Below are 26,103 nucleotides of genomic sequence, written 5' to 3' on the forward strand. Positions count from 1 at the left end.
TACATTGGCATGAAAGTTTGATTGTTTAGGCATTGATAAACTCATACCACTTTTGCAGGCTATAATCATAGGTTGGCATCACGGTATTCCAAACAGCTACATTGCTAAATCTTTTTTCATAACTGCCGCCACGACGAATATTTCCTTTATAAACAGATACTTTATTATCAGTACCTCTTAAATCGATTGCGGCGGGTTTTCCGTCATACCAATAATCCCACTCTTGCGGAGAAAGATAGCGAGCAGCACGATCGGGGTTTGAAATATAATAGCCTTGTCTGGCAATGTAAGCGCCTGGCCAACCAGACAGCCACCAATTCATGTAATCATATGCTGCGTCTTTTACCTTGCCGGTTGTTGCCTTAGATAAACACATAACTCCGTGCCAACCGCGGTAACCCTCTTTAGGAGATGCGTAAGTTACGGGGACATTCATCCCGTTTAATGATGCTACCGCAGGAGAAAACATACTCTCTATTACCACACGACCCGACTTCATAAATTGAATCGACTCAGGCACCGAAGTCCATAAACCACTAAAATGTCCCGCTTGTTTCAAGCTTATTAATATGCCAAATAGCTTGTCTAATTCTGGTTTGGTCATCGCGCCAATATTATTAAATGACATCAGGTTCTTAGCTTGTGCGGCAAGTGCTAAGTCAAAAAGACCTATGGTAGGTGCGTTGATAATACCGACACGACCACTGTATTTTTCATCTAATAGCCAGCCCCAACTTTCGGTTTCATAAGGTATACCTTTTTTAATAAAATCAGTGTTGTAGCCAAAAGAGTCAACATTATGCACATAAGGTAAGAAACTTATATCGTTAGTATGGTTTTCACCTAATTGGTTGTTTTTTTGCACATGTAATATTTTATAAGGAGCATCGCCGTCGCCCAGTTTCGCCGACTGGGTTATTTTACCCGTTTTGCTTAAGTTATTGATTTCATCCCAGTGGGTAATTCTTCTTTTGTCTATCGATTGAATAGCACCAGAGCGCCAAAGCACATTAATACTATTTGACCATTGTTCATAGAGATCAAATGACTGCGGAAACATAGATGCTTTTTGTAAAACGGCAGCGCTGCCTTTAGGCTCAAATATCAAATTGATCCCTAGGTCTTCCATGGCTTTTTGTCGTAACTCTTCTTGTAATGTTACATGCGTACCTAATATGCGTAAGGTCACTTTATTACGGGCAAAGACATAGGGCGCTTTGGCAATCGCTATCGTTGCCGCGCCGCCTAAGGCAATTTTTTTAATCACGCTTCTACGAGACTTATCCATTTGATTTTTCGCATATAATTTATTTGATATTTCGAGTATAGATAATTAAGCAAAATAATCTAATGCGGATCGCACAATATTTACTTTTTAGATAAAAAACTTACTTTATGTTAATTAATTGATATTTTAATGTTGAAATAAAGATATCAATATCGGTTTTACTAATATCTAAATGGGTCACCAAGCGCATGTTTTGACTGGGAGATATTATAATGTCTTGTGTTTTTAACGCGCGAGCAACGGCATTAATATCGATTGAACTATCGACTTTTACAAAAACCATATTAGTGGTGACTTGCTCAACGTTAACACTAAAGCCGGTAATACTATTAAGTTGCTGTGCCAAGTAATAAGCATTTTCGTGGTCAATGCTAAGTTTTTCAACATTTTCAGTTAACGCAATTTTAGCTGCAGCGCAGAGGATCCCGGCTTGACGCATACCGCCACCCAGTACTTTTCGCCATCTTCTCGCCTGCTTTATCACTTGCGTGGAGCCTAGTAATAATGAGCCAATAGGGGCGCCTAAGCCTTTAGATAAACAGACTGACATGGTATCAAAGTATTGGGCTATCTCAGTAATATCTACGTTTAATGCGGTCGCAGCGTTATATACTCGTGCGCCGTCTAAATGCAAACTCAACTGATGCTTGTTAACAAACTCGCGCAGCTCTGCTAAATAGTGTAACGGCAGTACTTTGCCATTAATGGTATTTTCAATGCTGACCAGTTTTGTGCGAGCAAAATGTGAATCATCTGGCTTAATTGCCTGAGCAAGCTTAGTTAAGCAAAGACTGCCATCTTTCTCATTCTCTATTGGTTGTGGTTGAATCGAACCAAGTACCGCCGCGCCGCCACCTTCAAATTTGTAGTTATGGGCTTGTTGGCCACATAAATACTCGTCGCCACGCTGACAGTGTGCCATTAAGGCGAGTAGATTTGCTTGTGTTCCTGAGCTACAAAAGAGTGCTGCTTCAAAGCCATGACGTTTCGCTGACCATAGCTCTAACTCGTTAACTGTTGGGTCATCACCATAAACATCATCACCGACCTCAGCCTGAGACATGGCCTCACGCATTTTTAAAGAAGGTCTAGTTACGGTGTCAGAGCGAAAATCAATCATGTTAAATCCAAATAAAGCTTTAAGAATGACAAAGTATAAACGCTTATAGGGCGGTAAATATAGTGAAATAACATCATTTTACCAATGAAGTTGCTCTGAGTAACGCCAGTGACTGACTTCTTTTAAGTGAGTAAAATATCAGTAGTATTGATGAGGGCGGTGGTTTGAACTGCTACCTAGTTGTCTTAAGGATTAATAATAAAAGAAAAGATCTAAGTGTTGACGGGCAAATCATTTGATATATTTGCTTTAAGGGCAGGTTACCGATATAAATTTTAACGATTTATACCGGACTAACCACTTTAGTAACGAAGGGAAAATTTTATGATTAGTTCTCACCATTCAATATTTTATCTAGCTTTAACTCAGTTAATTTCATGGTACTTCTGACCACATAAAACATAATCGCAATCAGCATCACCATTGAAGGTATCGCAATGACCGGATAACTTAACAGGGTCATTTCGCCAAGCTGCTCATTAAACGCTACTGTACCTGCCGGACTAACGACAATCCATTTAGCCAAGAGGTAATTCATCGTGGCAGAAAAAACAAAGGTCGAAGATAAAAGGTGATTTGCCCACTGAATTCTTGCTTTAAATTCATCAGTTTTGTTTTTGCTTGCTAGCGTTTGATAGATCAAATCTAAATTAAACAACAGCGGGTTTAATAATATTTTGGCAATTAAGGGTTTTCCCCAAAAGCCAGATACCAGTACAACTAAGCCGATAACAGATGGGATGGCGGCTTCTTTGATAGCTAACCATTCTACGTCCAGTTCAAATAACCCTATGCCACCGGTTAACAAGGTACTGAAAAATCCCAACAATGAAATAAAATTCATCGACTTGTTTTTAATAAAATCATACAAGCCATAACCGAGTGGAAATAATAAGGCGATAATTAATGCAGGTACAGTGCCTAAATATTCATCTGCCGAAAATTTCATTAAAATAATCGATGGAATAGCAATGTTATAAAGGAGCTCTAAAAAGGTATTAGGGCGTTTAGCAGGTGTTTGAATTGACATTATATTTCATATTTAGGCACAACTGACCATCGCCAGTTTATTTTAGTCTGCCGACATTTTATCTAATAATAGCTAAAATGTCATATTATAATCTGCCAATGCTCGCAAGCTTTACATTTACTGGCAAGCGCTATCCATTATTCTACCCAAGTGCTGTTAATTAAGCTGGCTTTATCGATGTGATGTTCACTGAGTAATGCCGCTAACTCTGATTTACATGAACCACAGTTTGTGCCACATTTTAATGTCTCTCCTAATTGTTCAACAGAACTACAGCCGCCTTTAATTGCGCCTTCAATGTCTTTTTCACCAATATTAAAACAGCTACAAATTTGTTTACCTTTGGCGAACTCTTCACTTGAAGTCCCAGCTAATAAAGATTTAATATCGGCTTCACTTAGAGATGACTGACTAAAAACATAGTTAAGCCATGCGCTTTCGATCTTGGGCTGTGTTGTTGAGACATAACATAAAAAAACTAATTTATTGGCTTGTAAACAGATAACGTAAGAGGTGTCTCCTTGGCTAAATTGGTACCACTCACCGGATATATGGCTACTTGTTTGGCACCAATTTAAAAGATCATTCTCACGTTGAGAGTTTGCAAATTGATAGCTGATACCATAATGGGTGCGTGCTTTGCTCCAAAAGTCATTATCCATTTGGCTTTGTACGATAAACTCTTCACTCAGATGAAGTTGGCCAAACTGGGTAAAGTCTGTTTTGCTTAATGCAATAGCCCCGTGTTTAATTTCAGCTTGACCAGAAAGAGGGTCGGTAATGCTCGCATATAAGTTACTCACATTTGCACTAGACGCAAATTGTTTATTCCAATGAATCGGCATAAAGCATTCATTAAGGCGCTGGTTTTTATCTAACTTTGCATGCACCGCTGCTTGTCCAACACTTGAAGTAATATTGACTATTTCATCGTTAACTATGTTTAATCGTGCCGCGTCATCAGGATTAATATAGAGGTAACATTTATCGGTATGAGCGGTGAGCTGAGCGGATTTACCGGTGCGGGACATCGTATGCCATTGATCTCTTAATCGACCACTGTTTAACCTCAAGGGGAATTTAGCGGATAATTTTTGAGTGGGCTGGCGCGGTGTAATAGGAAAAAAGAGTGCCTTACCAGAAGGGGTAGAAAACTGTCCGTCTTCATAAACACGTTTTTTACCTTCAGGGTAAGTGTCGTTAACGGGCCATTGTAGAGGCTTTAAACGGTCATATTGTCGTGGAGTAATGGCTGAGAATGCAGAGATATCAAAAACACGTTTGCCATTATTTTCAAAACCTGACAATTGAGCGAACTCTCTAAAAATCTCACTAACGTGTGAATAGTCAAAGCCTGAAAAACCCATGGCCTTGGCAACGTCTGCAATAATTTTCCAGTCGTGCTTTGCTGCTCCGCTCGGGGCGATGGCATTAGTTTGACGCGAAATTCGGCGTTCTGAGTTGGTTACTGTACCGTTTTTTTCTAGCCATGGCGTTGCCGGTAGTTTTACATCGGCAAAATCTAAAGTATCATTGTTTTCAGCACAGTCAGAGACCACAACAAATTCACATTTATTTAATGCTCGTGCTATTTTGTTACCATCGGGCAAGCTTACCATCGGATTAGTCGCCATTATCCAGACCGCTTTTACTTTACCGTCATCGATAGCGTCAAACAGATCAATCGCTTTATAGCCTGCTTTATTAGCGATAGTAGGCGATTGCCAAAAACCTTGTACGGTTGAGCGGTGTTCAGGGTTTTCAATATCCATATGTGAGGCTAATTGATTAGATAAACCACCGACCTCTCTCCCGCCCATGGCATTGGGTTGACCTGTAATAGAAAAAGGCCCACAACCGTCTTTGGCTATTTTACCTGTGGCTAAATGACAATTAATAATGCTTTGGCATTTATCAGTACCTGAATTTGACTGATTAATGCCCATTGAATAAAAGCTCAGTACTTTTTCAGTGCGGGCAAATAGTTGATAGACACGTGCAAGGGTTTTTTGATCCACATCACAGTACGCTGATACTTCAGCCAGTGACCATTTTTTTGCCGCCAAGGCGGCTTGTTCGAAACCTTGAGTATGTTTTGTAATATAGTCGCGGTTTAAGCCATTATTATCGCTTAAATAATTTAACAGGCCGTTAAAAAATGCAACATCAGTGCCTGGTTTTATCGGTAAAAAGTAATCTGCAATTTGACAGGTTGCGGTTTTACGCGGGTCAATAACCACAATTTTCATTGCGGGGTTACGTTTTTTAGCACGTTCAATGCGTTGAAATAATACCGGATGAGTCCAAGCGGCATTAGAGCCAGTAATTAATAACAGTTCTGTACTGTCTAAATCGTCATAGCTACAGGGCACAACGTCTTCACCAAAACTGCGTTTATAAGCGGCAACCGCCGAAGACATGCAAAGGCGTGAATTGGTATCAATGTTGGCAGAGCCGATATAGCCTTTCATTAATTTATTCGCGATATAATAATCTTCAGTCAGCAGTTGTCCTGAGACATAAAAAGCGACAGCGTCAGGGCCATGTTCTTTGATTATTTGTGCAAATTTATCGGCAACATGCTGGGTCGCCGTTGGCCAATCAACCGTTTGGTTATTTATTTGTGGTTCAAGCAGGCGGTTGGTTAAATCGGTGGTGGCTAATAAATTGGTGCCTTTAACGCACAGTTGTCCAAAGTTGGCTGGGTGCTCTACTGTGCCGACTAATGCGCTGGCCTTGCCATTGTTAACGGTAATATCAATACCACAACCTACACCACAGTATGCACAAGTCGATTGAACTATATATGGCGATTGAGAACAACTCATAAAATTTACCTTTAAAACAGAGAATGATGCTAGGTGTAACCCGCTTTATATTGGGTGTTTGGACAGTTTTATTTATTTTTACATGGTATTAAAAGACACTTTCACCTATGTCTATTTTCGCTTCAACACCAAGTTTTTCAAACGCTAGGTCAGCGACACGCTTCAATAAAACACTACAGCTACCACAGCCTGTACTGGCTTTAGTACAGGCTTTAATATCGTCAACAGTACTCGCTCCTTGATCAATTGAGTCGATAATGTCGCCTTTAGTTACGTGATGACATAAGCAAATAATAGCCGTATTGGGCAGTGCACCAACATCTAAGGTAGGCTTTTCTCCTGATGAAGGTAATATCAGCGTTTCGGGTGATGCAGGTAAATCTATGGCATTAAGCATATATTGCAATAACGTGTCGTATTCACGGGTATCACCAATTAATACCGCGCCAAGCATTTTTCTTTTGTCACTAGAGATAACCATTTTCTTGTAAACGCCCGCCGGTTGGTTTTGATAGGTATAGGTTATTGCCCCAGGTGTTTTTCCATGTGCGTCACCTATTGAACCTACCTCAACACCCATGAGTTTTAACTTGGTACTCATATCAGCACCAGTAAACATCGCTTGTTCACCGATGATCTGTTGTGCCGCCACTTTAGCCATCTGGTAACCCGGAGCAACTAAACCAAAAATAAAGTTGTTCCAAAGCGCACATTCGCCAATCGCATAGATATTTTCATCAGAGGTCTGACAGTGGTTATTAATGACAATACCGCCTCTTTCACCCATTTCAAGCGCGAATGATTTAGCTAGATTGTCATAAGGGCGAATACCTGCGGAGAATAAAATAAGGTCAGTTTCTAGCACAGTATTATCACTAAAACACAGCTTGTAATGACAGGTTTCGCCGTCTTCAATTACGCTGGTGGCTTTTGATGTATGCACCTCAACACCCAAGGCTTCAATTTTTTCTTTTAATAACCGACCGCCACCAGCATCAATTTGCACTGCCATTAATTGTGGCGTAAATTCAACCACATGGGTTTTTAAGCCTAAGTGACTTAGCGCATTTGCAGCTTCAAGGCCAAGTAAACCACCGCCAATAACGACTCCTACTTTACTGACCTTTGCGCTGGCTTGAATCTTATCTAAGTCATCTATGGTGCGATAAACTAAACAATGCTCGCGATCTTTTCCAGGTATAGGCGGTACAAAAGGATAAGAGCCCGTTGCTAAAATAAGTTTGTCATAAGCGATCACTTGACCGTTTTGTGTAACAACATGCTTACTGACCCGATCGATGTCTACGACTTTGGCATGAGTTTGAAAATTTACTCGCCAATCTTGATAGGTTTTTTCGTCAGTCATGGCGAGATCTTCAGCTGTTTTACCGCTAAAGTATGCTGAAAGGTGAACACGGTCATAAGCAAGGCGTGACTCTGCCGACAAAACAGTTATCTCTATGGCTGGGTCGGCCGCGCTGAGTTGAACTAATTGCTCAACAAAATGGTGACCTACCATGCCGTTACCAACCACGACCACTTTTTGTTTTGCTATATTTTTTTGATTACTTGAGCTAATTTTATTTACCTGCTGAAACCTGCACCTTGAAGTGGCGCGGGTATATCGGGTTGTAATTTTTGATAATGCTTAACTAATATGCTGAGCGTTATCATCATAAGTTATCTTTGGTGAGCTAAAACTTAGCACTAAGCCATAGCCAAAATTTATCTGTGTCGACTTTACCTATCGCTGAATCGCCTGCAGAGTAAGTCGCGTACTTTATGCCGGCTGTATAATTTTTAGCGAATTTCTTGGTGTAAACCACATTGACTTCACGACCTAAATCGTCAACTGTGTCAGTGGCTTTATCAGCAGAGTAATCATGTACGGCAAGGGTCCAACTACCATTAAAGACTTTACCGGCAATAGAGGCATATATATCAACCAAGCCCTCTTTTGGGGTGAGTAAAAACTGATCGGCCCAACCATTGAATTTATGCAGTGTCGCTAGCGGTGTTGAAAAACCATACATTGCCTCATCACTACCCAGTACTTCAGCGCCTAATTTAACGGCTACAGCATCAAAGCTATAACCGCCTTCTATGGCCATATAGCTTGTCGAATAGTTAGTGGAACTAGTGTCAGCACTTTGTCTGGCATATTCAGCAAAGTATGTAAATTTATTCTTATTAGCGTTTAAACGCAGTCCAAAAGTATCTACCCCCTTGGTCGCGCCTTCATCAACGTCTAAAAGATAGCTGTAAGCGGTTAGCAGCCCATAGTCTGTTTTATAAGCAATATTAAGTAGATGATCTTTTGAGTGCAGATCTTTTATTTGTGCAAAAATACGGTTGCGTTTATTAATGTAGCTATAGCTTATTTTTAGATGATCTACTGGCGTATAATCTAGTGTTACTGCATCAAATGTTTGTCTATCTTGACGCCAGCCAACATGACCAAGATAACGATGGTTATCTAAGGTGATAACTTGTCGACCGACTTTAGCGATAATTTTATCTTGTTGGTATTGCACAAACGCCTGGTCTAGTTCCGTAGTTTCTGGATCGGCAACAACCGCATACGGCGTATTGTTACCTAAGGTATCGTTATAGTTTTTAATACCAGCTACTTGGCGTGAGTCTTCAAATTCAACCACGCCGGTAAAACCATGGTAGTTAGCACTGGTGTAATTTAATCGGGTTCTTAACGTTAATGCGCCGGCATCTTTTAAAGCGTTGTCTTGGGCAACTGCTTCGTAGCGCAAGTTAAAATCGATGCTGGTTTTAGCTTCATTGTCACTCTCACTATTTGCACTAGCTGAAACACTTGAAGCTGCGATTAAAATCAATGCAGTAAATGTTGAAAGTTGACGAACTGATGGCATGGTTTATTCCTTGATTTTTTTAAACGTCGGCTACATTTATGGTTGTTATTTGTTAAATATTGCTATGAATAGTGAGTGATATTCGTGCCTGTTCAATAACAATAAGGTGTGTTCTGTTAATTTTATTTAATCAAAGAAATAAAATATTATCTTATTGAACGATACAGCAGGTTTTATGCCAGTATATAAAGTTATTTTATATCAGTGGCTTAGGTTTTTTATCGATTTCTTAAAACTATTTTTTGTTAGATTATGATGCACGCTTGCACCAAAATAAAAATAACGAATAGAGTCTAAGTATCAATAAAGTCATCCCCTTTGGTATTCAATATTGAGCGCACTGATTTTTATTTATCGTCATCAGCTTCAAGCACGCTACATTGATCACTAGCGTATGATTGATGGTTTTCAATTTAGCTTTTATGCGCGCCTCTTATTACAAAAAACACGATCAATAAAGCCATTGTTGAGCAGCGCTTAAAATCGGACTCTCGATAAAACTTTCGGAGTGATTAACGTGATCAAATCCCTTGATACGCGTATCTCGACATCACTAAAAACAAAAATCCCAGCTTAGTCACTTAAGCTGGGATGGTAAAATCGATAAGAGTAAAGACTTAACCGAATATTTCTAATTTTCCATCAGTAATGCGTGTTTGATAGGTTTTAATCGCTAAGGTACCATCATCTAAACAGGCTCCGGTATTTAAAACAAAGCGCTGTTTTAATAAGGGGGAGGCAACGTAGACATCACCTTTAGTTTCACCAATTAAACCACGATATAAAACATTCGCTTTGCCAAAAGGATCAAAGTTAGCAACCGCATAAATGGTATCGTCACCGACTTGAAATAGGGCTACTTGCTCTTGATTGGCTAATATGGCACAAACACCTGAATTTTTAATTAAGTCACTGGTTGGGCAGATGGTTTGCCAGGTATTTTCTGTGGTCATTTTACTTTCCTTATGGGTAAACGTTTCTTATGCAAGTGTTAAATCAACGGCTTGAATTTGAACACCGTATTTTTTCTCATCACCTTGAGCAGGTCGAATTTGATCACGCTCAGTAACAAACTCGATATTGCCATCGACAGTGTCTGAGTTAACAAACTGACGGAAACGTTTCAATTGTTCGGTACTTTCGATGGTTGTTTTCCACTCACATTGATAGGTATCAACGACATTTTGCATTTGCTTTTCTAATTCAGCATTAATACCTAAGTGATCGTCTTTCACTATTTTTTCCATGTAGGCTAAACCACCTGCTAAGTTCTCTAACCACACGGATGTGCGCGTTAGCCGATCTGCGGTGCGTACATAAAACATTAAGTAACGATCAATATATTTTACTAAAGTTTCATCATCTAAATCAGTCGCGAATAAGTCACCGTGGCGAGGCTTCATCCCGCCATTGCCGCTAACGTATAAGTTCCAGCCGTTTTCAGTGGCAATAATACCAATGTCTTTACTTTGTGCTTCAGCACATTCACGTGTACAACCCGAAACAGCAAACTTAATTTTATGAGGAGAACGCAAACCCTTATAACGGTCTTCTAAGAAAATGGCCATAGCCATGCTATCTTGTTGGCCATAACGACACCAAGTGCTGCCAACACAAGATTTAACCGTACGTAACGATTTACCGTAAGCGTGACCTGTTTCCATGCCAGCATCAATTAAGCGTTTCCAAATTGCTGGTAATTGATCAACACGCGCGCCAAATAAATCGATACGTTGGCCCCCCGTGACTTTGGTATAGAGCTTATATTCTTTAGCGACTTCACCAATAACAATTAATTTATCTGGGGTTACTTCACCGCCAGGCATACGGGGAACGACAGAATAAGTGCCATCTTTTTGCATGTTACCTAGGAAGACATCGTTGGTGTCTTGCAGTGATACATGGTCTGCTTTTAATATATAATCGTTCCATACCGAAGCGAGAATAGACGCTGCTGCAGGTTTACAAATTTCACAACCTAAGCCTGAACCATGCTTTTCTATTAATACGTCAAAGGTTTTTATTTGCTCTGCTTTAACAATGTGAAATAGCTCAACACGGCTGTAAGCAAAATGTTCACAAAGGTCAGTGTTGATTTCAACACCACGTTTTTCTAATTCGTGGTCTGTTACTTTTTTCAATAAGGCGGCACAACCACCACAGCCTGTTCCTGCTTTTGTTGAAGACTTAACTTCACCGACATCAACGGCGCCACAATCAATAGCAGCAATAATATCGCCTTTGGTGACATTCAAACATGAACAGATAGTGGCGGTATTAGGTAAAGCGTCGACGCCTAAAGTGGGTTTTTCACCTGAAGTGGGTAAAATTAAACCGTCGGGGTTCTCTGGTAATTCAATGCCATTTAATGCGTATTGCAATAAGGTATCGTATTCACTGGTATCACCGACTAAAACAGCGCCTATTAATTCTTTACCATTTGCACTGACCACTATTTTTTTATAAATTTGGTCAGGTTGGTTTGAATAGACGTAGCTTTTACAACCTTGAGTACGTCCATGAGCGTCGCCGATTGAACCTACGTCCATGCCCATTAACTTTAATTTAGTGCTCATATCCGCACCGGTAAATTGCTGCTCACCGCCAATAATATTATCGGCAGTTACTTTAGCCATAGTGTAACCTGGCGCCACTAAACCAAAAATAAAGTTATTCCACAAAGCACACTCACCAATAGCGTAAATATTTTTGTCAGAGGTTTTACAATTGTTATCAACGACAATACCGCCACGCTCGCCAACCGCTAAATCAAACTCACGTGCTAAATTATCATAGGGGCGAATACCCGCTGAGAATAAGATAACGTCAGTTTCTAAATGGGTTCCATCGGCAAAATTCATCCGGTGAACACATGTTTCACCGTCGACAATTTCATTGGTGGCTTTTTGTGTATGGACTTGAACACCAATGCCCTCGATCATTGAACGAAGTAAAGCGCCGCCGTCTTTGTCTAATTGCACGCCCATCAATTGTGGCGCAAACTCTACTACGTGTGTCTGCAAGCCGAGTTCTTTAAGGGCGTTAGCGGCTTCTAAACCTAACAAACCACCACCAACCACCACACCAACTTTACCGGCTTTAGCTGACGCTTGAATATCTTCTAAATCTTGAATAGTTCGGTAAACCAAACAATGGTCGCGCTCTTTACCAGGAATAGGTGGAACAAAGGGGTATGAACCGGTTGCCATAACTAATTTGTCGTAAGCGAAAGTGTCACCGGTTTCAGTGGTAACGATTTTTGCCGCTTTATCAATATCAGTGACTTTCGCGTTAGTGAAAAACTTAACGCCTATTTCGTTGTAATATGCTGGCGTAGTCATGGCTAAATCATCAGCAGTTTTTCCAGAAAAGTACTCTGATAAGTGAACACGGTCATAAGCTAAACGATCTTCAGCTGATAATACGGTAATTTCATAGCCAGCATGTTTAGCCATTTCATCAACAAAGTGATGGCCAACCATGCCATTACCAACGACGACGATCTTCTGAGGTTGTCTGCTCATTTTTTTGCAATCCTACTTCTTTAAATTACTGCTGTATTAGCAGAATTAGATAATGCTTTGTTATTTGCAAAAAACGAACCAATTGAATTTTCACAATAAATTCAATTGGATAGCGTTTTTGATAAAGATGAAGTTAGAGGGTTTGCACTACAGTGACGACGTTAACGCACCACGGGTGTGCGTCAAGCTGATGAATAGCAAGCTGATGAGTAGCAAGCTAATGAATTAACAGTGTTACTGTGTAACGCGTTAATTAACTAAAGATACCACGAGCCCAATAAACAATAACGCTGCTATTGATTGCCAAAACAATACCGGGTCACGTTGTAACCAAGGTTGATTATTGTATGCTTCAACGGCAGATGCGCTAGGTTTATTTAAATCACTAAAAAATTCTGAAAAGGCTCGATAACGCTGTTTTGGGTCTGCCGCTGTTGCTTTTTGAAGGCTTAGATCTAACCACAAGGGTAACTCTGCTCGGAACTGTTTAATGCTACGATACTGCATATCGCTATAATTTTTAATAGTGACTTCAGCGCGCTGCATCGGCTTGTAAGGAAGTTCACCTGATAACATTTCATAACAAATAACCCCCAATGAAAATAGGTCACTTTGATAGTCAGCTTGCATATGCAATAAGGTTTCAGGCGCAATATAATTTAAAGAACCGTGCGGCACTTGTTCTTTTATTGTTTCTTGGTTTTCATCAAGCGAAGCGACAAATACAGTGCCGTAATCAATCAATTTAATTTGACCATATTCATCGATCATAATGTTGTCGGGTTTTAAGTCGCGGTGCACTAAATCTAAACGTTGAAAGGATCGTAATGCACCGATCACTTGTTTCATTATATCGCGGACTTGTGCAATGCTAGGTTTAGGATTGTCATGTAACCATTCACCTAAGGTTTGTCCTTTAATATATTCACAGACATGGTATAAAAACTGGCTGTCTTGTTTACCGGGTAATACACGCATAACGTTAACGTGCTTAATGCGTTCACCGACCCAAGCTTCGCGCATAAAACCTTGCAAATAAATGGCGTCGTCTGAAAAATTAGTAGACGGGGCTTTTAACACATAAGGTTTGCTTGTTTTTACATCGATGACTAAATACAAGTGTGAACGAATGCTGGCGTGTATCACTTTTTTAACAAGGTAATCATCAAGCTGTTGCCCAACTTTTAATGCCGGCGGAATAGCTTTTGAACTCAAGTCGCGTTCAATTTCCGCGAGTTTACGATTGGGTACCGCGTCAATATAAACCAGCAAACAGGTAACATTGTCATGACTACCACGCTCAAGTGCGGTTTCAACAATTTTTTCAGAAAGTGCTTCTAAGTCAGACTTAGCTGGTGATAACGGTAATCCATCAAAAAGTGTTTTAAAAATAGCTTTGCTGACATAGTCATGAATACCATCACAACTCAGCATAAATAAATCACCTGCCTGTAAATCTACTTGATAGACATCAACTTCTAAATGGCTATCAGCACCTAATGCGCGGGTTAATAAATCCCGTTGTCCTATTTGTTTACGATTATGATCACGGGTTATCACTTCTAATTGTTGATGGCGATATTTTGTTATACGGGTATCGCCAACATGAAAGATATAAGCTGTGGTTGATTTTGCAATAAGTGCTGAAAAAGTCGTTAGCCATTGGGGAGAGTCTTGATTAACTAAAGCATCAACAAATCCGCTTTGTGAATACAACCAGTTATTTAAACTGGTTAATACTTTAGCGGCAGATTTTTGTGTCGACCATGTTTCGGGCGTAGCAAGATACTCTTGAATAAATTGAGTGACCGCCAGCTGTGAAGCTTCAGCGGCTTTACTCGCGCTTGATACTCCATCAGCAATGGCAACAACCGCACCTTTAGCACGTAGTTCTTGTTGTGTCGGAATAATAGCAGCGAAAGCATCTTGGTTTTCTGCTTTTAAACCTTTATAAGAAAAACCACCAAAACACAATTGTAAATCTACAACTGCGCTTTGGGCCGTTTGCTGTTCGGTAGTCATCTTAGCTTAGTGACCGACATTAATTAGTTCAATCGTGCCATCTTCATGTACTTCAGTCATGGTGCCTTTGGGCTCTTTCATAAAGAGTAATGTAATAAAGCCTACCACAGCGGTAGCGGCAATCACCATAAAGAATGTCGAGTAATCAACCATGGTTAATACAGTTAAGTAAACCACTGCCCCCACGTTACCATAAGCGCCAGTCATACCAGCAATTTGCCCGGTTAAACGACGTTTAATTAATGGAACTGCTGCAAATACGGCACCTTCACCCGCTTGTACGAAGAATGAACAAGCCATTGCCGTTACTACCGCTAAGGCTAATGGCCATTCTCCAGTAATTTCTGACATGGCATAATAACCTGCGGCTAAACCCGCTGTTAAAATTAATAAGGTTTTCTTTCGGCCAAATTTGTCTGATAACCAACCGCCACCGGGGCGAGACATTAAATTCATAAATGCATAAGTTGAGGCTAACATCGCGGCGTAAACCATGTTTAATTCGAATGTTTCGGCGAAGAATAACGGTAACATCGAAACAACGGCTAACTCTGAACCGAAAGTTGCAAAATAAAGTACATTTAATACCGCCACTTGTTTGAACGGGTAACGATGAATTTCTTCAACCGGTGTTGAAAATAAGTGACCATTTACTTTAATGGTTTGTTTTAATTCAATGGCAAATAAAACCACTAAGCTAATGTAGGCAATGACGGCACTTTGTTCTGTTAATAAACTGACACCAGCAGGTGATAATTTCCAGGTGAGTAAAGCTAAAGCGCCATACATAGGAATTTTCATAATGAGTAATAAGAAGAAATCGCCCGTTGAGGTAACTTCCATTGCCCCTGTTTGCTTAGGCTTAAAGTACGTTGACCCCTTAGGTGTATCGGTTACGTTTTGATACCAGATAACACTGAAAATCAAGCTTAATGCACCGGTAAAAGCAACCGCGTACCTCCAGCCGTCTTCACCACCAAAGGCCAACGCGAGTGTAGGTAATGACATGGCAGCCGCCGCTGAACCAAAGTTACCCCAACCACCATAAATGCCTTCAGCCATGCCTAATTCGTTGGCGGGAAACCATTCAGACACCATACGGATACCGATAACAAAACCTGCACCAATAAAACCTATTAAGAAGCGCGAAAGTGCCGCTTGTTCAAAGGTATCTGCAAGCGCAAACATAAAACAAGGAATACTACACACGCCAAGCAACACCGCGAATGTTAAGCGCGGACCGTATTTATCGGTGAGCATACCAATAACAACACGCGCTGGAATGGTTAACGCTACGTTTAATAACATTAATGTTTTTATTTCAGCTTTTGTTAGCCCTAATGAATCAGCAATAACTGATACTAAGGGAGCAAAGTTAAACCAAACAGCAAAGGTAATGAAAAACGCTATCCAACTCATATGTAACGCTTTCATCTTACCTTTGAATGAAAATATATTGAGACTTTCTTGTCCGCTCATGTAACAACTCCTAAAATTTTTCCTATTAAATAAGCAAACTTATTTAATACTGATAATTGATTGAGTTATCTAGAGCAAATGTAATGCCATCATTATTAATTTATATAGCGCATTGTTTTAAAAGCTTTTATTGTTATTTATCTTGTGTCGATTATTTTTAGTGCACAACACAATGACGATTACGCACCCATAGAGTGCAAAAAAAGAGTAAGTCATTAGTGCATCATTAATGGGCACTCATATTTAGCATCCACCTTTAACAAAGAGTCAATAAAACAGTCATGATATTAGGCTCCTTATCAGTACAAGGCTTGAACCAAACATCACATCGATGCTATCAACCATAAAAAGCGATTGTTATTTCAGGCGCAGTGGTTTGTTGTCTAAAACATAAGACGCGCTATTAAGTAAGTTATTACCGGGTCAGTTAGGATTGATAATAGTGTATAAAAAGGCTGTTTTTAAATAACAATATTGGCTTAAATCTCCTTGATTAGTTATCTGGGTAAATTTATATCTAGGGGTTTTCCCCTGTATAAACTAGGGGCTGATCCTGATGGTTTTAGTGGTTAAATTCCCGTCAAATGAAAGGGTAAATAAAATACACTTTTAAAGACGGGTAGATACAAAGTATGAAGACAATAATAAAGAACATGGCATTAACCATGTCAATCGCAGGTATCAGTCTAAGTGCAACCGCAGCGGCAGTCATTGGCTCTCAATTAGAGCAACAATTACAAAATATGACCGTAACCGACAGCGCTATGGTGGTTGTTTCCTATGATCAACTTGATGCATTAACAACTACCCAGTTGCAAAGCTTATTAAACCTTGGTTTAACGCAAGGTGTACAGTTTAAATCACTGCCTATTATTGGTGTGATGGCAAACGCAAATCAAATTAATCACTTGGCAACAATGCCAGGTGTTCGTTCGGTCTTCGCTAACCGTTCATTAGAATATTACAACGCTGAAGCACGTCAGATAACCGGTGTAGAAAAGCTGCAATCTAGCACATTCGATAGCAAAAATGGCATAAAATACACCGGCAAGGGCGTTACTGTTATTGTTAATGACTCGGGTATTGATGCAACATTAGATGATTTGGAGTACGGCGTTAAAGTTATAGAAAATGTGCAGGGCGTTACCCATGCGCAGGCGCTGTCATTAACCGGCGTCGATGGTATGTGGCTAGAAGGTCAACGTAACACCGATTTAAATGTTGGTCATGGTACCCATTGTGCCGGTACTGTTGGCGGTTGGGGCACTCACTCTGACGGTAAATACCAAGGTGCAGCACCCGGTGCAGACATCATCGGTTATGGCTCAGGTGCGGGCCTTTCTATTTTAGATGCGTTGGGCGGTTATGACTATGCCACTACCCATGTTTTTGACTTTAACTCCCCTATTCGAGTGATGAGTAACTCTTGGGGTTCTAGCGGTAAATACGCCCCTGCAGGTCCAATATCTTTAGCGTCATATAAAGCTCACAGATTGGGTGTTATTTCAGTATTTGCTGCCGGTAATAGTGGCTCAGGCGAAGACACGCACAACCCATACGCACAAATCCCATGGGGTATGTCGGTAGGAGCTAGCACTAAGCAAGGCGATTTAATCGACTTTTCATCGCGCGGTAAACGTGGCGAAACAGGCGATTTTACTATGCCTGATGGCTCAACTTGGACTTATAAGAACGAAGTCACTATCGTTGCACCCGGTGTTGATATTATTTCGACTCGTGCTAAAACTAATCTTGCTTCTAATGGTGGTGCCGACGATGTTGGCGTGATTGAAAACGAATACTTACCTTTTTACACAAGAATTTCTGGTACTTCGATGGCAGCGCCACATGTTGCCGGTATTATTGCCTTGATGTGGGAAGCTAATCCCGATTTAACCAATTTACAAATAAAAACTATCCTCCAAGAAACAGCCACTAATATGCCAGGTTACCAATCTTGGGAAGTAGGCGCGGGCCATGTCAATGCTTATGCTGCAGTAGCGGGTGCCTTAGCTTATGATGAGCAAAATAGAGTGACGGTTAATAACCTTAATACTTTTAATGCCAATGCGATAATCATCGATGATGAAGCGCCTGAGCCATTTAGCGTTTTATTTACCCCAGCAGGTGAACCTGAAGTCCATGTATTTAACGTTCAAGATGATGCAGCATGGATAAGTGCTTCCTCTGAAACACTGGCCAATCTGGTTAAACTTAAATTGGAAGCTCCAGACGGTACCGTCTATTTTGGTAACTTAACAACGCCTGTGCTGAGCAGCACCATGCGAGTTTCTGCACCAGCACAAACCGGAGAATGGAAATTATCTGCCTTTGGTATCACTTCTTTATCAGGTGTACAAGCTGATCCAACAGGTACCACTAATGGTCCTGGTATCCCTGAATATATCGAAGGTGAAATTTCGATTTTAACCTCAGGTGGCTACGAAGGGTTAAACGACATTGCCGGTCATCCGGCAGAAAAAGCAATTGAATTTGCGGTCAGTGAGCGCTTAGTTGATAGTAAAAATGATCAGACTTATCGCCCGGATGCTAAATTAAGACGCAAAGAGCTGGCGCAATATTTAGTCATGGGGATGTCAATTAGACAACAACGTGGCTTTTTAAATGATAATAAAACCGTCTTTACTGATGTTAATGCGAGATATGCGCCTTTTGTTGACGCTGTCACTGAAACGGGGTCTGCACTTAAGGACCGAGTACAAAACCAAGCACCGGTGATGATCTCTAATGGTGATAGTTTTCAACCACATGCTAAGGTGAATAAACAAGAGTTAGCTTATTCACTGGTACAGGCGCTGGGATTAGCAACACAAGTAAAAGACTTTAGTGGTGAAATAACCGTCGAATATAACGGTGAGCGTATTGCTATTATGGACTCAAGCGAGGTTGCTACTGAGCTAAAAGGTTACGTGCAGGCTGCAATAGATATGTCATTAATCGGGGTTCGTTTCGCGATTGAACAAGGACCTTATGACCTATCGCCAACTGTTGTTGCTTACTTTGAACCAGCAAGTGCTGTTAAACGTGGTGACTATGCCGTTATCATTAGTCGATTATATGACAGTTACTTACGTAAATAACTGTTAACACTTAATATTTGTATTTTTAACATTGATAACAAAACCAACCCGACCAGGCTTGGTTTTGTTGTTATTAAAAAGCCATACAACTTGCTAATTTGTGTAGATCAACGTAGGTTCTAGTTAAGTCTGATATGTAAAAAAATGTAAAAGATTGTAAAGTAAAAAAATGTAAAGAAATGTAAAAATAATTTGATGACATTGTCAGGTTACTACCCAGAGGAAAAAATATGTTACATATAAAAAAGCTACTTACTTTAGTACTAACATCAACAGCTATATTGGTGAGTACGGTATCATTCGCTTCTGAACCGGTGTCAGTCAATGTTCAAGGTAATAAGGTTGAAGCCGTTATCCACTTGCCGGGCAACATTTCTGCCGATATGACCTTACAATTTGAAAATGCAGTTGGCCTAACGAAAGAGAGTTTAGGGCTAACAGCAGAAATTATCGACGTTACCTCATTAGATTTTATTGATCGTTTACCCGATGACTTAAATATTTCCCCATCAGCAGCATTTCCAATGATGATCACGATTGAGCCATTGGCAAACAGTGGTTTTTCATTTTCAGGCTTAGCGACTGTGGATTTACACACTCATAACTTAGAATATACCGCTGGCACACCACTACGATTCTTTAAGGCACCACTTAATGGTGAATTTAAAGATATCACCATGACTATGGGGGCAGGTAGCTACAGAACACGTGGTTCAACGGGGCGTTTCTCACAATTTATTATTGTTGCCGACTTACGTGCACCGTTAGTTGTAATTAGCCAAAAATTTAACGATTTACAAATGGCACTCAATAACTTTTCACCAAAAATAAATGCCGCGGTTCACGCCATGCTATTGCAAGATGTAAATGAAATTAATCAACTTATCTTGTCGACTAATTATCATATGGCGAGTAGCAAAATTAATGACTTTAATCGCCGTATTAATGATAATAAAGGCATAAATATTCCCGATGTTTGGCGTTCAAGTCGTGATATTCATAACGTTGCTGGTGAGCTAATGGCTTATGCCAATACCTTACGATTCAGCTTGCGATTAATCAAATAACGTCGACAAAATAGTGTTCAATTAAGGGTGATCTCATGCCAGCTAAAATTACGATTTGTTATCCGGACCAACCAGCGATGGAAAGTTTTCTTTATGAAGATAATGGTTACCGTTTAGGACGTTCTCACGAATGTGAGCTGTTGCTCGATCACCCAACTGTATCTCGTCAGCATGCCAAAGTTGCGCACTTGAACGAAATTTGGCAGCTTGATGATGAGCGCAGTCGCAATGGCACTAAAGTTAATGGCATAGCGATAACCCATTCCACTTTAAATGATGACGCGATTATTTCTATTGGTGAGCTTGACTGCCTCTTTGAAACTAAGTCGTCAAAACAAGTTGATGCGATAATGACTCATAATGCCTGGCGGTTGTCGAGCAGCCAAGCGCCCACTGCAATCCCGTTGACCGAGCATTTAAAACAAAATCTCTCTGAACAGTTGCAAAATATCATCATGTTAACCGGTACTCAACGCGGTATTGTCTTGCTTGGCGATACGCTAGCATCACTCAATGTCAGTATTGCCCATGGTATGCAACGAGATGATTTTAAACTATCACAATTTGAAGGCAGTGTTGGCGCGATAACTCGTTGTTTTGAAAGCGGACAAAACGTTGTTGCCATGGATGTTTCATGTCATGAGCTGTTAAGTGCTCGTAAAAGCATCGAACTGAAACAAATTGCTGCATTAGCCTGCATTCCATTATTTTATGATAAGAAAGTAGTGGGAATTGTTTATACCGACAGCAAAATGTCTGATAAAGTGCTCACCGAGTTGGATATAGAAATTTTAAGCAGTATGAGCCAACAACTCGAAGCAACCGTTCAGGCGATGTTGCTGCAACAATCTATTGATTCATTGCAACTAATTCTTAATGACAACTCGATACGGACATCTAGCGATAAAGATTATAGTTTGCTTAATTTGTGCCACTAATACCACATCATTAGTAAAAAGGCTGTATGAGCGATCCTAAAGCACCCAAGTTAATAAATAGCGATGATGATCAGCTAAATGCGACCCAAATAATACCATTGTCTAAGCCGCTCGCTGCTGGAGAATGCCTTGTTGGTCGTTTTGAAATTGAAAGTCTACAAGGACAAGGCCGTTACGGCTTTGTTTACCGTGCCTATGATAAGCAGCTTGACACCTTTATCGCCATCAAAGTCCTTAATAAATCGCTGAGTCAAGATAAGCAAACCATTGCTGATTTTAAAAAAGAATTATTATTGGTTCGTCAACTAAGTCACCCCAATATTATCCGTGTTCATGAATACTACCAAGACGAAGACGTTCATTTCTTAACCATGGATTGGATTTCGGGCAGCAGTTTAGAAGAAGCTATCGCATCGAAATCACTCACTATTGACCAAACCTATCAAATTATTGAGCAATTATTAGATGGCTTAGCCTTTGCTGAAAAAGCGGGGGTTACTCATAAAGATATTAAGCCTGAAAATATCATGTTAGATGAATCAGGTCGGCTCTTTATTGCTGATTTTGGCTTATCTGCTTTTAATAAAGAAAGTAACGCTGATCGTGTTTCAGGTACACCTTATTATGCGCCGCCTGAGTATTTACAAACCGGTAAAATAAATTTAACCACTGATTTGTATGCCGCAGGTGTGGTGATCTTTCAGTTATGTTGTCATTGCTTACCGTTTAGTGGCCATTCGATTGATGAGATTTTACAGACTAAGTTGTTAGATAAACCAAAATTTAAGGCTGTTAAAGAAGAGTTTAACTTTTTAAAACCCTGGTTATTGACCTTAATCTCTCCGCATCCAGCATCCCGACCCGATAATATTGCCCAAGCGCAGAATAAATATATTAGTCTATTAGCAGAAAAAGATAACCAACCTATCAGCAAGCAGCGTTTAATTGTGACGGTTACGTCGATGATCTTATTTTTTATCATCGCTGTTGTTTTGTTTACCAGTCGACAAACGCCGATTAAAGCCAATGCGGTAGATCATTACGCAGTGGCGATATTACCTTTGCAGACACAAACGGGCGTATTTGATCAAACTTTCGCTAACTATTTGAATTACCAATTAACCGATATTAAAAACTTACGGGTGATTGAGCAAGCGAGATTAAGCCAGCTGTTAGCACAACTAGGTATTACGCCACCCATTGACGACGCTAATATGGAGTTGATATCTGACTTACTGCAAATTGACGTGCTGATTAGCCCACAAACATTCATTGCCGGCTCTGAGGCTAAAGAAATTCAGTTTCAATTGGTTTCTGTCGACGGTTATAACATTCAACGTGAAACCCTAATAAAAGAGCCTTATAACGAGAAAGATTGGCAAGAAGTTACTCGTCATTTTGTCGATAAATTTACGCAGCGTTTAGACATAGAAGTCAATGCCGATAAAACCATTGATATTGAAGAAAATCCTCTGGTTGATTTATTTCCTATTAAAGCACTTATTTTAAAGGGTGAATTTGAACAAGCGCAGCAAGCGTTAAAACAAATATTAGCGCGAGAACCGAGTTCGGCGCAAACCTGGCTGCAACAAGGCGAATTAAACCTAACAATAGGTTTATTTATGGAAGCAGAACAGGCTTATAGCCAGGCGATAGCATTAAGCGCCGCTAATTCTTATACGGCAAAGCTAGCGAGTGCCCGCTTAAATGACTTAGCGGGTAAAGTCGAGCAAGCGCAAGCCGATTATTTAACCCTAGTAAATGCATTTCCTTACAACACTGAACTTAAGATGATGCTATCAGAGTTTTATTTTTTTATTGAACAACATAAGAAAATGGAAGCCTTATTACAAGACGTGGTAAAAATTGATCCCAACCATCCTAGTGCATGGTTTATGTTAGGTCGAGTGGCATTTTTACAAGGTGACTTCGAAAAAGCGTTAAATGAATATTTTGTTAAGGCACTGGTCACCGCTAAAAAGCTAAAAAATCGCGTTCAAGAAGGCGAGGCTCTCAATGCCTTTGGTGTGGTTTATGAACAGCTAGGAGAAACGGAACTTGCCTTTGATTATTATCAACAATCGTTAAAAATTAGAAAGCAGCTGAGTAACTTAGCCGATGCAGCAACCACCATGACTAACTTAGCCGCTATGCATTTAGCGGTTGGTCAATACCAACAGACTGAACAGTACTTAACAGAAAGTTTAGCTATCTATCAGACGTTAGACGATCAAGAGGGGCTATCTAATACCTATAATGAGTTAGGAAAATTGGCTGAAGAGCAAGCTTCCTATCAAACTGCCCTAGAAAACTATCGTCATGCGTTAAATATTCGCGTTGAACTCAATAACTTAATGCTCCAGGCCGAGAGCATGAATAATATTGGCTTTACTTATTTTATGTTGCTTGACCCAGAACATGCCTTAGTTTATTGGCGTCAATCAGAGCAGTTGTACCAGCAAATACAATTTCCCATTGGCATTATCCATGTGCGACAAAACTTGGGTCAGATGGAGTTAGCCAAGGGAAACTGGCGTAATGCCTATCACCTATTTAACAATACCTTAACCGATGCTGAAAAGCTCAACATTACCGAAGAGTCGATCGTGTCGCGCAGCTACTTAACGAAACTGGCTTTTTTACAAGGTAACTTTTATGCAAGCATTGAAGAGTTAACGGCAACTTATCAAGCGGCGGTAAAAGCTAATGACGTTAGAGCTATGGCTGAATTTGGTCTATGGTTAGCCGATTGGTCATTACAGCTTGGCGATCAAGAGCAAGCTATTAAGCATTTGGCTAACATTAGTGATATCGTCTCGACAAATGGTAATAAAGAACACCAAGCAAAATTTCAATTCTTAAAGAGTCATACCAAAAATAGTGTCTCAGCCTCTTTAATTCGTAATGAAAACAATTTGGTCTTAGATCACGCCCATCAATCTATCTATATTCGTCAGTTAATGTATGAAGCAAAGCAAGCATTACGCTTAGGAAAAAAGGATATTAATGTTTATTTAACACCACTAGCTAACGTTGATTTTAGCCTTCAGCAATATCAGTATATTGAATATTTAGAGCTTTTAGCTATACAGCAATATTTTGCCGGTGCTTGGCTTGATTTAAAAGGCACCTTACGATCAGCCGATATTCTATTAAGAAAAATGGGGGATTATTGGCGTAGTTTTCAATTTGATCGTTTGCGTGCCCAATTGGCAATTGTTAATAAACAAGACCCAACAAAATATTATAAAAAAGTGACTAAAAAATTGACGCATCTTAAGGCTAATTTACCTCCGGAATTCTCCGGTAAATTCATAGAAACTCAAGATTATTTTGAACTAAATGATTCATTAATGGAGTTATCACGCCATGACCAATAATGCCAATATTGCTAAAATGGTTGACCAACTTAATGAAAAGCAAAAACAAATTTCACAACAGCTTTATTCAGGTAATGAACAAATGCGTGGTTTGGCAAAACGCGTTTGGCGAGTGCAAGAAGATGAACGCAAGCATATCGCTCGAGAATTACATGATGGGGTCGGACAGCTGCTGACCGCTTTGATTAATCAGCTTAAGCAAGTTAAAAAAGGGGATGAGAGTATAGCGCTTGATGAAAGTATTGATCTTGCTCGCCAAGCTTTATCAGATACCCGAGTGATTTCTCGCTTAATGCGACCAAGAATTTTAGATGATCTTGGGCTTATTCCTGCCCTTGATTGGTTAGTGCGTATTATGGCCGAACCCGAAAAAGCCACCATTGATTTTCATCATCAAGTTGACAGTATTTTAGATAGTGATACCCAAACGCTGGCGTTTCGAGTGATACAAGAAGCGTTGACCAACGCGATTAAGCATGCACAAGCACAAACCATTACTCTTAATTTAATTGCAACTGATAATCTGTTAATGATTAAAATAAAAGATGACGGTATCGGGATGAAAGCCGATCAAGAAGCTAGTCCTGAGGGCTTTGGCTTAGGAGCAATGCGCGATAGAATAAGTGCTTTTGGCGGTCAATTAACGATAATATCGCAGCCAGGACAAGGCTGTGAAATAAAGATTTTGGTAACGGGGAGGAATGGCTGATGATCCGTGTTCTTATTGCAGACGATCATACAATTTTACGTCATGGTCTGGTCAGTTTACTTAGTAAAGATGATTGCATTCAAGTGGTTGCCGAAGCAGCCGACGGACTTGAAGCGGTGAGTAAAGCGCTGGAATTAAAACCCACCGTCATCGTTATCGATATTAGCATGCCAGGATTAAACGGTATGGAAGCGGTTAAACGCTTAAATGGTCAACTGCCAGACACAAAAGTGTTAGTGCTAACTATGCATGAAGAGCAAGAGTATGTCATTCATATGGTTAGAGCGGGTGCTTCTGGTTACTTATTAAAAGACAGTGCGAGTGACGAACTCATTGATGCGGTAAAAGCATTAGCGGCTGGAAAAACCTATTACAGCCAATATGCGGCAAGTGTGTTGGCGTCACAATACAACCAACCGGCAGAAAATTGGCAAGACCCCTACAAAAACCTGACAAATCGTGAACGTGAAGTATTTCATTTGATTATCGAAGGTAAAACCACCAAAGAAATTGCCCGTTCATTAGATATAAGTGTTAAAACAGCAGAAAACCATCGCGGTAAAGTGCTCGATAAATTAAACGTTGCTAACGCAGCTGAATTGGTCCGTTATGCGGCCAAAAACAACCTACTGCTATAAACAAGGTATATTTACCTCTTCCTTGTAGGGGTTTTACCTGATTATTTTAAACCTTAATGTTTGGCATGCTCGATGTATCAAAACATATAAGGTT

The 26,103-nt window shown here is 40.1% G+C and carries 15 protein-coding genes and 1 pseudogene; 6 read left to right on the top strand and 10 right to left on the bottom strand.

The genetic code is table 11. The features are described from left to right. Positions 1–25 precede the first annotated feature (25 nt). The 10 genes and pseudogenes from ESZ26_RS03130 to ESZ26_RS03175 all read right to left on the bottom strand — a co-directional run bounded on the left by ESZ26_RS03130 (position 26) and on the right by ESZ26_RS03175 (position 16,176). Entirely contained in the window at positions 26–1,288 is a 1,263-nt protein-coding gene (locus ESZ26_RS03130; protein ID WP_146797762.1) for an ABC transporter substrate-binding protein, read from the bottom strand. Between the two features lie 100 nt (positions 1,289–1,388). Beyond that, positions 1,389–2,408 (bottom strand): low-specificity L-threonine aldolase, encoded by a 1,020-nt coding sequence (gene ltaE / locus ESZ26_RS03135; RefSeq protein ID WP_146797760.1) that lies wholly within the window; start codon positions 2,406–2,408, stop codon positions 1,389–1,391. Positions 2,409–2,736: 328 nt separating this feature from the next. Next, on the bottom strand, positions 2,737–3,438 hold the full coding sequence (locus tag ESZ26_RS03140; RefSeq protein WP_146797757.1) for a VC0807 family protein: 702 nt from the start codon (positions 3,436–3,438) through the stop codon (positions 2,737–2,739). Positions 3,439–3,575: 137 nt separating this feature from the next. Then, complete coding sequence (locus tag ESZ26_RS03145) at positions 3,576–6,266, bottom strand: nitrate reductase (RefSeq protein ID WP_146797755.1); 2,691 nt, start codon at positions 6,264–6,266, stop codon at positions 3,576–3,578. A gap of 100 nt (positions 6,267–6,366) precedes the next feature. After that, positions 6,367–7,821 (bottom strand): annotated as a pseudogene (locus ESZ26_RS03150) (FAD-dependent oxidoreductase); the annotation flags it as partial. Positions 7,822–7,960: 139 nt separating this feature from the next. Then, a complete protein-coding gene (locus ESZ26_RS03155; RefSeq protein ID WP_146797750.1) occupies positions 7,961–9,151 on the bottom strand; it encodes an alginate export family protein in 1,191 nt (396 codons plus the stop codon). 617 nt (positions 9,152–9,768) lie between these two features. Continuing rightward, positions 9,769–10,104 carry a nitrite reductase small subunit NirD gene (gene nirD, locus ESZ26_RS03160; protein ID WP_146797749.1) on the bottom strand — a complete coding sequence of 112 codons (336 nt, stop codon included), beginning with the start codon at positions 10,102–10,104 and terminating at the stop codon, positions 9,769–9,771. A 27-nt stretch (positions 10,105–10,131) separates the two neighbouring features. After that, on the bottom strand, positions 10,132–12,675 hold the full coding sequence (gene nirB / locus ESZ26_RS03165) for a nitrite reductase large subunit NirB (protein WP_146797746.1): 2,544 nt from the start codon (positions 12,673–12,675) through the stop codon (positions 10,132–10,134). Positions 12,676–12,924: 249 nt separating this feature from the next. Beyond that, a complete protein-coding gene (locus tag ESZ26_RS03170; RefSeq protein WP_146797744.1) occupies positions 12,925–14,697 on the bottom strand; it encodes a bifunctional protein-serine/threonine kinase/phosphatase in 1,773 nt (590 codons plus the stop codon). 6 nt (positions 14,698–14,703) lie between these two features. Beyond that, positions 14,704–16,176 carry a NarK family nitrate/nitrite MFS transporter gene (locus ESZ26_RS03175; RefSeq protein WP_146797741.1) on the bottom strand — a complete coding sequence of 491 codons (1,473 nt, stop codon included), beginning with the start codon at positions 16,174–16,176 and terminating at the stop codon, positions 14,704–14,706. Between the two features lie 632 nt (positions 16,177–16,808). Here ESZ26_RS03175 and ESZ26_RS03180 point away from each other — a divergent pair. From ESZ26_RS03180 to ESZ26_RS03205, 6 genes are all read left to right on the top strand, one after another. Beyond that, the gene (locus tag ESZ26_RS03180; protein WP_146797739.1) at positions 16,809–19,277 is read left to right on the top strand and encodes a S8 family peptidase; all 2,469 of its coding nucleotides are present in this window, start codon (positions 16,809–16,811) and stop codon (positions 19,275–19,277) included. 230 nt (positions 19,278–19,507) lie between these two features. After that, a complete protein-coding gene (locus tag ESZ26_RS03185; protein WP_146797736.1) occupies positions 19,508–20,344 on the top strand; it encodes a DUF6689 family protein in 837 nt (278 codons plus the stop codon). Positions 20,345–20,379: 35 nt separating this feature from the next. Further along, a complete protein-coding gene (locus tag ESZ26_RS03190; protein ID WP_146797734.1) occupies positions 20,380–21,282 on the top strand; it encodes an FHA domain-containing protein in 903 nt (300 codons plus the stop codon). A gap of 26 nt (positions 21,283–21,308) precedes the next feature. Beyond that, positions 21,309–24,662: a serine/threonine-protein kinase gene (locus tag ESZ26_RS03195; RefSeq protein ID WP_146797731.1), complete on the top strand. Its 3,354-nt coding sequence runs from the start codon at positions 21,309–21,311 to the stop codon at positions 24,660–24,662. After that, on the top strand, positions 24,652–25,371 hold the full coding sequence (locus ESZ26_RS03200) for a sensor histidine kinase (protein WP_146797729.1): 720 nt from the start codon (positions 24,652–24,654) through the stop codon (positions 25,369–25,371). The genes ESZ26_RS03195 and ESZ26_RS03200 overlap by 11 nt, the downstream gene beginning before the upstream one ends. Next, the gene (locus ESZ26_RS03205; protein WP_146797727.1) at positions 25,371–26,009 is read left to right on the top strand and encodes a response regulator transcription factor; all 639 of its coding nucleotides are present in this window, start codon (positions 25,371–25,373) and stop codon (positions 26,007–26,009) included. Before ESZ26_RS03200 ends, ESZ26_RS03205 begins: the two co-directional genes overlap by 1 nt. The last annotated feature ends 94 nt before the right edge of the window (positions 26,010–26,103 follow it).

The organism is Colwellia hornerae, assembly GCF_007954355.1.
In the GTDB taxonomy this organism is placed as follows: Bacteria; Pseudomonadota; Gammaproteobacteria; order Enterobacterales; family Alteromonadaceae; genus Colwellia_A; species Colwellia_A hornerae.